This is a genomic window from Burkholderia pyrrocinia, from assembly GCF_001028665.1.
Classification (GTDB): Bacteria; Pseudomonadota; Gammaproteobacteria; order Burkholderiales; family Burkholderiaceae; genus Burkholderia; species Burkholderia pyrrocinia.
In genome coordinates this window covers 1,658,180-1,672,481 of record NZ_CP011503.1, presented here as the reverse complement: position 1 = coordinate 1,672,481, position 14,302 = coordinate 1,658,180, and the positions used below count along the sequence as shown (strand labels likewise).

9 protein-coding genes are annotated in these 14,302 nt (G+C 66.7%); 3 read left to right on the top strand and 6 right to left on the bottom strand.

Going from position 1 to position 14,302, the window contains the following annotated elements; all coding sequences use genetic code 11:
* Window positions 1-135 precede the first annotated feature (135 nt).
* Window positions 136-1,398, top strand: a complete 1,263-nt coding sequence (locus ABD05_RS07695; RefSeq protein ID WP_047899612.1) for an MFS transporter — start codon at window positions 136-138, stop codon at window positions 1,396-1,398.
* A 25-nt stretch (window positions 1,399-1,423) separates the two neighbouring features.
* The gene (locus ABD05_RS07690) at window positions 1,424-2,707 is read left to right on the top strand and encodes a D-amino acid dehydrogenase (protein ID WP_047899611.1); all 1,284 of its coding nucleotides are present in this window, start codon (window positions 1,424-1,426) and stop codon (window positions 2,705-2,707) included.
* Window positions 2,708-2,795: 88 nt separating this feature from the next.
* On the opposite strand, the gene thpR is transcribed toward ABD05_RS07690, so the two are convergent.
* From thpR to ABD05_RS07665, 5 genes are all read right to left on the bottom strand, one after another.
* Entirely contained in the window at window positions 2,796-3,362 is a 567-nt protein-coding gene (thpR, locus tag ABD05_RS07685) for an RNA 2',3'-cyclic phosphodiesterase (protein WP_047899610.1), read from the bottom strand.
* A complete protein-coding gene (locus ABD05_RS07680; protein WP_047899609.1) occupies window positions 3,359-4,849 on the bottom strand; it encodes an alanine/glycine:cation symporter family protein in 1,491 nt (496 codons plus the stop codon). The genes thpR and ABD05_RS07680 overlap by 4 nt, the downstream gene beginning before the upstream one ends.
* Before the next feature lie 319 nt (window positions 4,850-5,168).
* Window positions 5,169-6,635, bottom strand: a complete 1,467-nt coding sequence (locus ABD05_RS07675; RefSeq protein ID WP_047899608.1) for a glutamate synthase subunit beta — start codon at window positions 6,633-6,635, stop codon at window positions 5,169-5,171.
* A gap of 85 nt (window positions 6,636-6,720) precedes the next feature.
* A complete protein-coding gene (locus ABD05_RS07670; protein ID WP_047899607.1) occupies window positions 6,721-11,424 on the bottom strand; it encodes a glutamate synthase-related protein in 4,704 nt (1,567 codons plus the stop codon).
* Between the two features lie 288 nt (window positions 11,425-11,712).
* Complete coding sequence (locus tag ABD05_RS07665; RefSeq protein ID WP_006477151.1) at window positions 11,713-12,426, bottom strand: transposase; 714 nt, start codon at window positions 12,424-12,426, stop codon at window positions 11,713-11,715.
* Window positions 12,427-12,619: 193 nt separating this feature from the next.
* On the opposite strand from ABD05_RS07665, the gene ABD05_RS07660 reads away from it, so the two are divergent.
* Window positions 12,620-13,351, top strand: a complete 732-nt coding sequence (locus tag ABD05_RS07660) for an OmpW/AlkL family protein (RefSeq protein WP_047899606.1) — start codon at window positions 12,620-12,622, stop codon at window positions 13,349-13,351.
* Window positions 13,352-13,514: 163 nt separating this feature from the next.
* Here the strand turns inward: ABD05_RS07660 and ugpQ are convergent, their stop codons facing one another.
* Window positions 13,515-14,279, bottom strand: a complete 765-nt coding sequence (gene ugpQ, locus ABD05_RS07655; protein WP_047901118.1) for a glycerophosphodiester phosphodiesterase — start codon at window positions 14,277-14,279, stop codon at window positions 13,515-13,517.
* Window positions 14,280-14,302: the final 23 nt, after the last annotated feature.

Here is a 14,302-nt window from a genome sequence, read left to right as displayed (position 1 = left end):
CGCGGCATCGCCCGCTCCTTCCCGCGTACCCGTTTTCCCGCACGAACCTGCATCGGCCTTTTTGGCCGGCCGCGTCGCGACCGTAAAATAACCGCCACGCGGCAGCGCGATACGAGACAACAGGGGGCGGCACGCATGCAGGCATTCCAGTGGTTCAACGAATTGTCGTCGCGCGAGCGCAAGACGCTCTACGCCGGATTCGGCGGCTACGCGGTCGATGCGTTCGACTTCATGATCTACTCGTTCCTGATCCCGACGCTGATCGCCACGTGGGGGATGACGAAGAGCGAGGCCGGGATGATCGCGACGAGTTCGCTGATCTCGTCGGCAGTCGGCGGCTGGGTCGCCGGCATCCTCGCCGACCGCTACGGCCGCGTGCGCGTGCTGCAGTGGACGATCGCGACGTTCGCGCTGTTCACGTGCCTGTCCGGTTTCACGCATTCGTTCTGGCAGTTGCTCGCGACGCGCACGCTGCAGGGCTTCGGTTTCGGCGGCGAATGGTCGGTCGTGACGATCATGATGGCCGAGACGATCCGCTCGCCCGAGCATCGCGCGAAGGCCGTCGGCACCGTGCAAAGCAGCTGGTCGTTCGGCTGGGCCGCGGCCGCGATCCTGTACTGGGCGTTCTTCGCGCTGCTGCCCGAGCAGGTCGCGTGGCGCGCGTGCTTCTGGATCGGCATCGTGCCCGCGCTGTGGATCCTGTACATCCGCCGCAACGTCAGCGATCCCGACATCTACACGGCCACGCGCCGCGCGCGCGACGACGGCCGCATATCGGGCCACTTCCTCGAGATCTTCTCGCCGCCGCACCTGCGCGCGACGCTGTTCGGCAGCGCGCTGTGCACCGGGATGCTCGGCGGCTACTACGCGATCACGACGTGGCTGCCCACCTACCTGAAAACCGTCCGCCACCTGTCCGTGTTCAACACGAGCGGTTATCTCGTCGTGCTGATCGTCGGCTCGTTCGTCGGCTACGTGGTCGGTGCGATCCTGTCCGACCGGCTCGGCCGCCGCGCGTCGTTCATCCTGTTCGCGATCGGCTCGTTCTCGCTCGGCATGGCATACACGATGCTGCCGATCACCGATACCGCGATGCTGCTGCTCGGCTTCCCGCTCGGCATCGTCGTGCAGGGGATCTTCGCGGGCGTCGGCGCGTATCTGTCGGAGCTGTATCCGGGCGCGATCCGCGGCTCGGGCCAGGGCTTCTGCTACAACCTCGGCCGCGGGATCGGATCGTTCTTCCCGATACTCGTCGGCTCGCTGTCGCAGTCGATGTCGCTCGTGAAGGCGATCGGCCTCGTCGCGGGCGGCGGCTACCTGCTCGTGATCGTCGCCGCGCTCGTGCTGCCGGAAACGCGCGGCAAGTCGCTCGTCGACGATCCGGCCGTCGCGTCGTGAGCGCCCTCTTCGTTCCGGACACCGCATGCACGTGATCGTTCTCGGCGCCGGCGTGATCGGCGTCACCACCGCGTGGCACCTGCGCGAAGCAGGCTGCGACGTCACCGTGATCGAACGCGAGGCCGATGTCGCGCAGGCGACGAGCCTCGGCAACGCGGGCGTGATCGCGCCCGGCTACGTGACGCCGTGGGCCGCGCCGGGGATGCCCGGCAAGATCCTCAAGTACCTGTTCAAGCCCGCATCGCCGCTGATCTTCCGGCCGACGCTCGACGCCGCGCAGTGGCGCTGGATCGCGCGCTGGCTGCGCGAATGCGAGTTCGAGCGGTTCCGCGTGAACAAGCAGCGGATGCAGCGCATCGCGTATTACAGCCGCGCGTGCCTGCATGCGTTTCGCGACCGTTATCCGTTCGACTACGGCGCGAGCCGCGGCTACCTGCAACTGTTGCGCGGCACATTCGACGTCGAGATGGTGCAGCCCGCGCTGAAGGTGCTGCGCGACGCCGGCATCGCGTTTCGCGAACTCGATGCGGCCGGCTGCACGGCGATCGAGCCGGGCCTGCGCTGGGCACGGCAGGCGCCCGTCGGCGGCATCTACCTGCCCGACGACGAAGCCGGCGACTGCGCACGCTTCACGCGCGAACTGCGTGCACTGTGCGAAGCGAACGGCGTGACGTTCCGTTTTCGCACCGCGATCCGCGCGCTCGACGTCGCGGGCGGCAAGGTACGCGGCGTGCGGGTCGAATCGGTCGAAGAAGGCGCCGCCGCACGAAGCGACGCACCGCTCGCCGCCGACGCGATCGTCGTCGCGCTCGGCGTCGACAGCGCCGGCCTGCTGCGGCCGCACGGCATCGACGTGCCGCTGTATCCGGTGAAAGGCTACTCGGCGACGCTCGCGGTCGTCGACGATGAAAAGGCGCCGCGCGCCGCGCTGATGGACGAATCGCTGAAGACGGCGATCACGCGCTTCGGCCCGTCGCTGCGCGTCGCGGGCACCGCGGAGCTCGGCAACCGGCACGCGGCGCTGCGGCAGCAGGCGCTCGATACACTGATGAAGGTGCTCGACGACTGGTTCCCGCACGCGGCCGATCGCGCATCGGCACGCTTCTGGATCGGCCGCCGGCCAATGACGCCCGATGGGCCGCCGCTGCTCGGCGCGAGCGGGATCGACGGGCTCTGGCTCAACGTCGGCCACGGCTCGACCGGCTGGGCAATGTCGATGGGTTCGGGAAAGGTGGTCGCCGATCTCGTTACCGGACGCGAGCCGGAGATCGACCTGTCGGGCCTGACGCTCGCACGCTACGGCCGGTAGGCTCGGCGCCGCCGGGCAACACCGTCGACGGGATGCGCTGGCGCGATACGCGCAGCGCGCGGCCATCGCCATGCATCGCGAGCGCCGCTCACCGCGCCGCCCGGCCTTCCGTCCATGCGATCGGCGCCGATACGATCGGTCGGTGCGACACGCCCTCGTGCGACAGCCGGCTTTCGAACAGCGTCAGCGCCTCGATGCGCAGCACGACCGGCCGCCCGGGCGCGCCGCCGTGCGCGGGCTGTCCGACCGCGTCGCGCGGCAGCCGCGCGAGCGTCACGTGCGGCCGGAACGGCCGCCGGTCGATCGGCACGCCGAGTCCGCGCAGCAGCGTTGCCAGCCCGGCATTCAGCGCGACGCAGGCGGGATCTGCCTCGAGTTCCGCGACGATCAGCCTCGCGCGCGGCAGGCTCGGCCACCACGCGATCCGCTCGACCGGCAGCAACGGCAGCGCATGCGCGGCTGCGAGCGCGGGCAGGTGCGCGGCCAGCGCGTCGCAACGCTCCCGTTCGATCGCCCCGATGAACGCGAGCGTCATGTGCAGGTGCGCGGGCTGCGTGCGCCGCGCACCGCGGGTGACCGGCAACGCGTGCAGCGCGTCGCGCGAAGCCGCATCGGGCACCAGCGCGACGAAGGCACGGAGCCGGTCGCCGTTCATGATCCGCTCACCGCGGCACGCGGCGCGCTCGCCGTGTCGGCCGAAGCGGGACGCTGCGGCAGCGGGCCGTGCTCGCCCCACACGTCGGCCGGCAGCACGCGCGCGAGTTCCGGAATCGTGTTGCGCGTGAACACCGGATCGGCGATGCCTGCCGCGCGCTGGCGGCGATAGTCGGCCCATGCGGCGTGCGCATACTTGCCGAGCGCGAGGATCGCGATCAGGTTGATGATCGCCATCAGCCCCATGCTCGTATCGGCCATCGCCCACACGAGCGGCAGTTGCCCGACGCTGCCGAACATCACCATCCCGAGCACCGCGACGCGGAACAGCGGCAGCACGCCGCGCCGCTTCGTGATGAATTCGACGTTGCCTTCCGCATATGCGTAGTTGCCGATCACCGACGAGAACGCGAGGAAGAAGATCGCGACGGCCATGTAGATACCGCCCCAGTCGCCGACATGGCTCGAGATCGCGCGCTGCGTGAGCGCCGCGCCTTCCATGCCGGTGCCGAGTTCGTACTGGCCCGACAGCAGGATCACGAACGCGGTCGCGCTGCAGATCACGATCGTGTCGACGAACACGCCGAGCATCTGGATCAGCCCCTGCGTGACGGGATGCCGCGTGCTCGCGGTCGCGGCCGCGTTCGGCGCGCTGCCCATCCCGGCCTCGTTCGAGAACAGTCCGCGCTTCACGCCGATCGCGATCGCCTGGCTGACCGCATAGCCCGTCAGGCCGCCCGCCGCCTGCTCGAGGCCGAACGCGCTCTTCACGATCAGTGCGATCACGCCCGGCACCAATGCGATGTGCGTCGCGACTGCGTAGACCGCGAGCGCGAGATAGCCGATCGCCATCAGCGGCACGATCACCTGCGCGACCGTCGCGATGCGGCGGATGCCGCCGAAGATGATCGGCGCGCTCAGCAGCACGAGACCGAGGCCGACCGTCTCGCGGCTCCAGCCGAACGACGTATGGAACGCGTCGGCGATCGCGTTGGCCTGCACCGCGTTGAACACGAAGCCGAACGCGAGGATCAGCGACAGCGAAAACAGCACGCCGAAGGCGCGCGAACGCAGGCCCGTCTGGATGTAGTACGCGGGGCCGCCGCGATAGCTGCCGTCCGGGTGCGAGACCTTGAAGATCTGTGCGAGTGTCGCCTCGACGAACGCCGACGACATCCCGACGAGCGCCGTCATCCACATCCAGAAGATCGCGCCCGGCCCGCCGACCGTCAGCGCGACCGCGACGCCCGCAATGTTGCCGGTGCCGACACGGCTCGCGAGCCCGGTCGCGAACGCCTGGAACGACGAGATGCTGCCCGGCTCGCCCTTGCTGCCGACCAGTTTCATGCTGAGGAACAGCGCCTTCAACTGGATCATCCGGAACCGCAACGTGAACCACGCACCGGCGCCGAGCAGCAGCGCAATCAGCACGTAGTTCCACAACACGCCGTTGACGGTGTCGATCAGCCCATGCAGGAGTGCTTCCATCCAGAGTCCTTGTAAATAGGGTCGGTCACATGCAGCCACCGCAAATGCGGCCCGAGGGGCGACATGATATGACAGTTTTCAACGATTATTACAAAACGAAAGGAAACGAAATGACGGAAAATCACTGGCGAATGTGATCAGATTAGGCGACGCTTCGTGCAAATGGCGAGAGCCAGCGCAGCGACGCGGCCGGATCGACGGCGTCGCGGAACGCGCAGTACCGGCTGGCTGAAGGGCATCGGCGCGCGCCAGCCACAAAAAAAACCGGGCGCCCTTTCGGACGCCCGGCTCTCACCGAAACCCGCTCGCGCTATTCAGCTCAGCGCGGCAGTTCCGTATGCCCCATCAGGTACGCATCGACCGAGCGTGCGCACTGGCGGCCTTCGCGGATCGCCCACACCACCAGCGACTGGCCACGGCGCATGTCGCCCGCCGCAAACACCTTGTCGACCGACGTGTAGTACGAACGATCGCCTTCGGTCGCCGCGCGCGCATTACCGCGCGCATCCTTCGCGACGCCGAACGCGTCGAGCACGGGCGCTGCCGGCTGCGTGAAGCCCATCGCGAGCAGCACGAGATCGGCCTTCATCTCGAATTCGGAGCCCGGCACTTCCTGCATCTTGCCGTCCTTCCACTCGACGCGCACCGCGATCAGCTTCTCGACCTTGCCGTTCTTGCCTTCGAGACGCTTCGTCGCGACCGCCCAGTCGCGCTCGCAACCTTCCTCATGCGACGACGACGTGCGCAGCTTGATCGGCCAGTACGGCCACACGAGCGGCTTGTGTTCCTCTTCCGGCGGCTGCGGCAGCAGCTCGAACTGCGTGACCTGCTTCGCGCCGTGACGGTTCGACGTGCCGACGCAGTCCGAACCCGTATCGCCGCCGCCGATCACGATCACGTGCTTGCCCTTCGCGAGCAACTGGTCGACGAGCTTGTCGCCCGCGTTCACGCGGTTCTGCTGCGGCAGGAAGTCCATCGCGAAATGGACGCCCGCGAGCTCGCGGCCCGGCACCGGCAAATCGCGCGGCGTTTCCGAGCCACCGGCGATCACGACCGCGTCGAATTCTTCCTTCAGCGTGTCCGGCGAGATGATTTCCTTCGCGAGGCTGCCGATCGACTCGGGCAGCGGATCCTTGCCGATGAACACGCTGGTGCGGAACGTCACGCCCTCCGCTTCCATCTGGCGCATGCGGCGGTCGATCAGCCACTTCTCGAGCTTGAAGTCGGGGATCCCGTAACGCAGCAGGCCGCCGACCCGGTCGTTCTTCTCGAACACCGTCACGTCGTGGCCCGCGCGCGCGAGCTGCTGCGCGGCGGCGAGGCCCGCGGGGCCCGAACCGACGACCGCGACCTTCTTGCCCGTCTTGTGCTCGGCCGGCAGCGGCTTCACCCAGCCCTCCGCCCAGGCCTTGTCGATGATCGCGTGCTCGATCGACTTGATGCCGACCGGGTCGTCGTTGATCCCGAGCGTGCACGCGGCCTCGCACGGCGCCGGGCAGATGCGGCCCGTGAATTCCGGGAAGTTGTTGGTCGAGTGCAGGACTTCGATCGCCTGCTGCCAGTCCTGGCGGTAAACGAGATCGTTGAAGTCCGGGATGATGTTGTTGACCGGGCAGCCGTTGTTGCAGAACGGGATGCCGCAATCCATGCAGCGCGCGCCCTGGACCTTCGCGTCCGCGTCGGTCAGCGCCGCGACGAATTCCTTGTAGTGCTTCACGCGCGTGAGCGGTGCTTCGTACGCCTCGTGGCGGCGTTCGAACTCCAGAAAACCGGTTGCCTTGCCCATAAGGTGCTCTTCTGTTCCGTGTATCGGGTGGGGGAGCCGCGCGCGGCAATCATGCGCGCGCGGCATTCGCTATGTCGTTCGTCGCTCAGGCGGCCAGCACTTCCTTCGCCGCCTTCTTCGCACCGATCTCGCCCAGCGCGCGCTTGTATTCGTGCGGGAACACCTTCACGAACTGGCGGCGCGCCGCGTCCCAGTTTTCCAGCAGCGACTTCGCGCGCGGCGAACCCGTGAACTGGAAATGACGCTCAATGAGCCCCTTGAGCAGCGCTTCGTCCGTCGTGTTCGCGTGCCAGAGTGCGCGATCGACCGTGCGCTCCTGCTCGGCCTGCTGCAGCACCGGCTCGAGCGCGACCATCGACTTGTTGCACTTCGCCGCGAACGTGCCTTCCGGATCGTAGATGTACGCGAGGCCGCCCGACATGCCGGCCGCGAAGTTGCGCCCCGTCTCGCCGAGCACGACGACCGTGCCGCCCGTCATGTATTCGCAGCCGTGGTCGCCCGTGCCTTCGACGACCGCCGTCGCGCCCGAGTTGCGCACGCAGAAGCGCTCGCCCGCGACGCCGCGGAAGAACGATTCGCCTTCGATCGCGCCGTACATCACCGTGTTGCCGCAGATGATGTTTTCCTCGGACTTGCCGCGGAAGTCGTTGGTCGGTCGGATGATGATCCGGCCGCCCGACAGGCCCTTGCCGACGTAGTCGTTGCCGTCGCCGACGAGGTCGAGCGTCACGCCCTTCGCGAGGAACGCGCCGAAGCTCTGGCCGGCCGTGCCCTTCAGCTGGATGTGCACCGCGTCGTCCGCCAGGCCGTCATGGCCGTGCTTCTTCGCGATCACGCCCGACAGCATCGCGCCGACCGTACGGTTCACGTTGCGCACCGGCTGGATGAACGACACATGCTCGCCGTTCTCGATCGCGGCCTTCGCCTTCTCGATCAGCACGTGGTCGAGCGCGCGCTCGAGGCCGTGATCCTGCACGTCGACGTGGCGCGGCGCGACGTCCTCGCACTCTTCCGGCTGGTAGAACACACGCGAGAAGTCGAGGCCCTTCGCCTTCCAGTGCTCGATGCCCTTGCGCGTATCGAGCAGGTCGGCGCGGCCGATCAGGTCGTCGAACTTCGCGACGCCGAGCTGCGCCATGATCTCGCGCACTTCCTCGGCGACGAAGAAGAAGTAGTTCACGACGTGCTCGGGCTGGCCCTGGAACTTCGCACGCAGCACCGGATCCTGCGTCGCGACGCCGACCGGGCACGTGTTCAGGTGGCACTTGCGCATCATGATGCAGCCTTCGACGACGAGCGGCGCCGTTGCGAAGCCGAATTCGTCCGCGCCGAGCAGCGCGCCGATCACGACGTCGCGGCCCGTCTTCATCTGGCCGTCGGCCTGCACGCGGATACGGCCGCGCAGGCGGTTCAGCACCAGCGTCTGCTGCGTTTCGGCAAGGCCGAGTTCCCACGGCGTGCCTGCGTGCTTGACCGACGACAGCGGCGATGCGCCCGTGCCGCCGTCATGGCCGGCGATCACGACGTGATCGGCCTTCGCCTTCGCGACACCGGCCGCGACCGTGCCGACGCCCACTTCCGACACCAGCTTCACCGAGATGCTCGAGCTCGGGTTCACGTTCTTCAGGTCGTGGATCAGCTGCGCCAGATCCTCGATCGAGTAGATGTCGTGGTGCGGCGGCGGCGAGATCAGGCCGACGCCCGGCACCGAATAACGCAGCTTGCCGATGTACTCGGACACCTTGTGGCCCGGCAACTGGCCGCCTTCGCCCGGCTTCGCACCCTGCGCCATCTTGATCTGGATCTGGTCGGCCGAAGCGAGGTACTCGGCGGTGACGCCGAAGCGGCCCGACGCGACCTGCTTGATCTTCGAGCGCAGCGAATCGCCGTCCTTCAGCGCAATGTCGCTGACGATTTCGTCGCCGATCACCGACTTCAGCGTCTCGCCGGCCTTGATCGGAATGCCGCGCAGCTCGTTGCGATAGCGCTTTTCGTCCTCGCCGCCTTCGCCGGTGTTCGACTTGCCGCCGATCCGGTTCATCGCGATCGCGAGCGTCGCGTGCGCTTCGGTGCTGATCGAACCGAGCGACATCGCGCCCGTCGCGAAGCGCTTGACGATGTCCTTCGCCGATTCGACGTCGTCGATCGGGATCGCCTTGGTCGGCTCGACCTTGAACTCGAACAGGCCGCGGAACGTCATGTGACGCTTGGTCTGGTCGTTGATCAGGTGCGCGTATTCCTTGTACGTCTGGTACGAGTTGCTGCGCGTCGCGTGCTGCAGCTTCGCGATCGAATCCGGCGTCCACATGTGGTCTTCGCCGCGCACGCGGTACGCGTACTCGCCGCCCGCGTCGAGCATGTCGCGCAGGACCGGGCTGTCGCCGAACGCGTCGCGGTGCAGGCGGATCGCCTCTTCCGCGACTTCGAACAGGCCGATGCCGCCGACCTTCGACGCCGTGCCCTTGAAGTACTTCTCGACGAGGTCGCTCGACAGGCCGAGCGCTTCGAAGATCTGCGCACCCGTGTACGACATGTACGTCGAGATGCCCATCTTCGACATCACCTTCTGCAGGCCCTTGCCGACCGCCTTCGTGAAGTTGTAGACGGCCTTCTCCGGCGACAGGTCGCCCGGCAGGCCTTCGGCCATCTTCGCGAGCGTTTCCATCGCGAGGTACGGGTGCACGGCTTCCGCGCCGTAGCCCGCGAGCAGCGCGAAGTGGTGCGTTTCACGCGCGGAGCCCGTCTCGACGACGAGGCCTGTGCTCGTGCGCAGCCCTTGCTGGACGAGGTGCGTGTGGATCGCCGACGTGGCGAGCAGCGCCGGAATCGCGACGTGCTCGGCATCCGTCTTGCGGTCCGACACGATCAGCATGTTGTAGCCCGACTTCACCGCGTCGACGGCTTCCGCGCACAGCGACGCGAGGCGCGCCTCGATGCCTTCCTTGCCCCACGCGACCGGGTAGCAGATGTTCAGTTCGTACGCGCTGAACTTGCCGCCCGTGTACTGGTCGATCGCGCGGATCTTCGCGATGTCCTTGAAGTCGAGCACCGGCTGCGACACTTCGAGACGCATCGGCGGGTTGATGTTGTTCGTGTCGAGCAGGTTCGGCTTCGGGCCGATGAACGACACGAGCGACATGACCATGTTCTCGCGGATCGGGTCGATCGGCGGGTTCGTGACCTGCGCGAACAGCTGCTTGAAGTAGTGATAGAGCGTCTTGTTCTTGTTCGACATCACCGCGAGCGGCGAGTCGTTGCCCATCGAACCGACGGCCTCTTCGCCCTGCTGCGCCATCGGCGCCATCAGGAACTTCAGGTCTTCCTGCGTATAGCCGAACGCCTGCTGGCGGTCGAGCAGCGCGGCGCCCTGCGTGCGGCCGGCCGCGACGTCCTCGGCCTTCGGCTCGATCTCGTCGAGCTTGATGCGCACCGCGTCGATCCAGCTCTTGTACGGCTTCGCGTTCGCGAGGTTGTCCTTCAGTTCCTTGTCGTCGATGATGCGGCCGTGTTCCATGTCGATCAGGAACATCTTGCCCGGCTGCAGGCGCCACTTCTTGACGATCTTCGATTCGGGAATCGGCAGCGTGCCGGCTTCCGACGCCATGATGACGAGGTCGTCGTCCGTGACGATGTAGCGCGCCGGGCGCAGGCCGTTACGGTCGAGCGTCGCGCCGATCTGGCGGCCGTCGGTGAACGCGATTGCCGCGGGGCCGTCCCACGGCTCCATCATCGCGGCGTGGTATTCGTAGAACGCGCGGCGGTTCTCGTCCATCAGCGTGTGCTGCTCCCACGCTTCCGGGATCATCATCATCACCGCGTGCACGAGCGGGTAGCCGGCCATCACCAGCAGCTCGAGACAGTTGTCGAACGATGCGGTGTCCGACTGGCCCGGGTAGATCAGCGGCCACAGCTTCGGCAGGTCGTCGGCGAGCACGTGCGACGCGATCGCGCCGGTACGCGCGTTCAGCCAGTTCACGTTGCCCTTCACGGTGTTGATCTCGCCGTTGTGCGCGATCATCCGGTACGGGTGAGCCAGTTCCCACGCCGGGAACGTGTTGGTCGAGAAGCGCTGGTGCACGAGCGCGAGCGCCGACACGACGCGCGCGTCCTGCAGGTCGCGGTAATACACGCCGACCTGGCCCGCGAGCAGCAGCCCCTTGTAGACGACCGTGCGCGCCGACATCGACGGCACGAAGTATTCCTTGCCGTGCTTGAGCTTCAGCGCCTGGATGCGGTGGCTCGCCGTCTTGCGGATCACGTACAGCTTCCGCTCGAGCGCGTCCGTCACCATGATGTCCTTGCCGCGGCCGATGAAGATCTGGCGGATCAGCGGCTCGCTCGCCTTCACGGTCGGCGAAATCGGCATCGCATGATCGACCGGCACGTCGCGCCAGCCGAGCACGACCTGGCCTTCGGCCTTCACCGTGCGTTCGAGCTCCTGCTCGCACGCGAGACGCGATGCGTTTTCCTTCGGCAGAAAGATCATCCCGACCCCGTATTCGCCGGCGGGCGGCAGCATCACGCCCTGCTTCGACATTTCCTCGCGATAGAACGCGTCCGGAATCTGGATCAGGATGCCCGCGCCGTCGCCCATCAGCGGATCGGCACCGACTGCGCCGCGGTGATCGAGGTTCTCGAGGATCTTCAGACCCTGCTGGATGATCTCGTGGCTCTTCTTGCCCTTGATGTGAGCGACGAAGCCGACGCCGCAGGCGTCGTGTTCGTTTTGCGGGTCGTACAGACCTTGTGCGGCGGGCACCGCGGTGAGCGGCTGCTGGTGGTCGTTCATGGGGACACCGTCGTAAAGGGGGCCTGGAGGGCCGTTGAACCGTTTTTTGTTGCCGTCGATCCCGCTCCCGACGGGAGACGGCACGGCCGACAGTGGGCGGGCATGCTTCGCCCGGGCCACCGGAATTCGGAATATACGCGACGAATCAAAGGAATAGCAACAAAAACCGCTTGATAGAACCCCAATTAAATGAATGCTTCGATCTGGTGCCGTTTTATTGGGGCCGCATCGTTTTGGTGCAAAAAGAAGCGGCGCCCGCAGCGCCGCCTCTCGGCTGCCGTTCCCGCGTTATTGCTGGATCGGCGGCGTGTTCTCGCGCACCTTTCTGGGGCGTCCGCGCGGCAGCGGCGATACGCGCCGGTTCGCGGTACGCGCCGCCCACTCGCGGTAGTTCTCGCCGCCGAGCACCCAGCCCTTGAGCGTCGCCTGCTGCAACTGGTCGGCCTGCCGCTCGTCGAGCGGCTGCTCGCACAGCTCCTTGTACGCACGCTGGCGGTCGAACGGCGTGTTGCCGAGCGCCCAGTAGAGCGGATGGTCGGTGATCAGGCTGTCGACGGTGAGCCCGACGTGATGCCGGTAGCTCGACCAGCGATAGGCTTCGGGCGTCGCGACGAGCTGCGCGCGCACCGGGCTCATCTCGACCACGCGGCTCGCGAGCAGGAAATAGCGCTCGCCTTCGATCACGGTCGCGCGGTAGCGGCCTTCCCACAGGGTGCCGCGCCGCGAATAGCGCCGGTTGAAATGCGCGACGTAGCGACGGCCGACTGCCTGCATCGCCTTCGGCAGGCTCGCCTCGTCGCTCGGGGTCACGAGGAGTTGCACCTGGCGCGGCAGCAGCACATAGGCATGCACCGACAGGTGGTGATCGCGCGCGGCGGCCTTCAGGCAGTCGATGAAGAGTTCGTAGTCCTGGTCGTCGACGAACGCGGGTTGCTGATCCAGGCCGCGCAGTATCACGTGCTGCGGCTGGTCGGGAACGTAGAGTCGTGCTAACCGTGCCATGCTGAATGTCCGTTTGAACGCGTTAGGAAATACCCGGAGGTCCGAAAGTGCGCACCTGCGTAGAATGCCCGTCCTGTCGGTGCGCGGATACGTACGGTCGTACTAATCCTAGGGTGAAAACTCTAACTTACGAGCTTGTTTGGTTTTAAACGCAGTCGTCATAATGAGCACGCCTTTGATCGGAGGAGACACAATGAAACGAAAACTGGCCATTACGGGGGCCGCAGCGCTCGCATTCACGTTCGCGGGCGGTACGGCACATGCACAATCCGCAGGTGATTTCTACGTCAGCACCGGCTGGCTGCACCTGTCGCCGCAAGACAGCAGCGATCCGCTGTTCCTGTATCGCGTCGGCGGCACGCCCATCAACCAATCGATTCCCAACACGGGCGCCGGCATCAACGACGCCGATACGCTCGGGCTCGCCGCTGGCTACTTCGTCACCGACCACATCTCCACCGAGCTCGTGATGGGGATACCGCCGAAGTTCGACATTACCGGCAAGGGTCAGTTCGAAAAGTTCGGCGTACTCGGCCGTGCGTACCAGTGGAGCCCCGCCGTATTGCTTCGCTACCACTTCAACGACGCCAACGCGAAGTTCCGTCCGTATGTCGGCGTCGGCGCGACGTATGTCTGGTTCACCGGCGCAAAGATCACGAACGGCACGTTCGAGAACGGCGTGCTCGGCGGTCCGACCAGCGCGACGACCAGCAACCAGTGGGCGCCCGTGTTCAACGCCGGCTTCACGTACAACTTCACGAAACACTGGTTCGCAGGCCTGTCGCTCTCGTACATCCCGGTCAGCGTGACCGCGACCTTCACGACGGCCCGCCGGACGCCGGTCGGCACCCTGACCGAAACGTCGAAAGCGAAGATCTCGCTCAATCCGATCGTCACGTACCTGAACGTCGGTTACCGCTTCTAAGCGTAGTCGAATATTTGGGGAATGGTTAATCCTGCTGCAATTTGTAGCGGAATTTTCGTGACGTAACGTCTCCACGATGCAAAACGCCCCGGCGAAATCCCGCCGGGGCGTCGTTTTTTTGTCTCAGGGTCTTCCCTTGCCCGCCATCGCGCGGGACCGGGCGCTACGCGATGTCGTCCAGCGCATCGGGGCCAATGAGGTCGATGCGGTCCGTGCAGACCGCGTCGACACCCCAGCGCGCGAGTTCGCGCGCCCGTTCGAGGTCGTTCACCGTGTACGCCAGAATGCGCAGCCCGGCCGCCTTGATCGCCCGCACGAGCGGCTCGTCGAGCCGTTTGTGGTCTGCATGCAACGATACGCAGCCGAGCGCGCCGACGACCTGCGCATGCCAGTCGTCCGGCACGGCCTCGTAGAGCATCCCGCGCGGCAGCGCCAGCACGGTCTCGCGCGCCTGTTGCAGCGCATCGAACGAGAACGACGACAGCAGCGGCGGGACCGCGGCATCGCGCCAGTACGCGGCCGCGTCGGCCGCCACGCGCTGCCCCGTCTCGCGCTCGCGCCCCGGGCACGGCTTGATCTCGACATTCGCGGCCAGGCCGTGGGCGATGCAGCGCGCCGCCGCCGCCTCGAGCGTCGGCATCCGCTCGCCCGCGAAGCGCGCGTCGAGCCAGGCACCCGCGTCGAGCGCGGCCAGCGCCGCATAACGCATGTCCGCCGCCGCCCCCTGGCCGTTCGACGTCCGGTCGACCGTGTCGTCGTGCAGCAGGAACGTCACGTCGTCGGCCGACAGCTTCGCGTCGAACTCGACCATCCGGTGACCGCGTCGTGCGCCCTCGTCGAGCGCGGCGAGCGTGTTCTCCGGCGCGAGCGTGCCGCCGCCGCGATGGGCGACGACGCGCGGGTAGGGCCAGTCGGTACGGGAAATCATCGTCGGTCTCTCTGCAAGGTCGG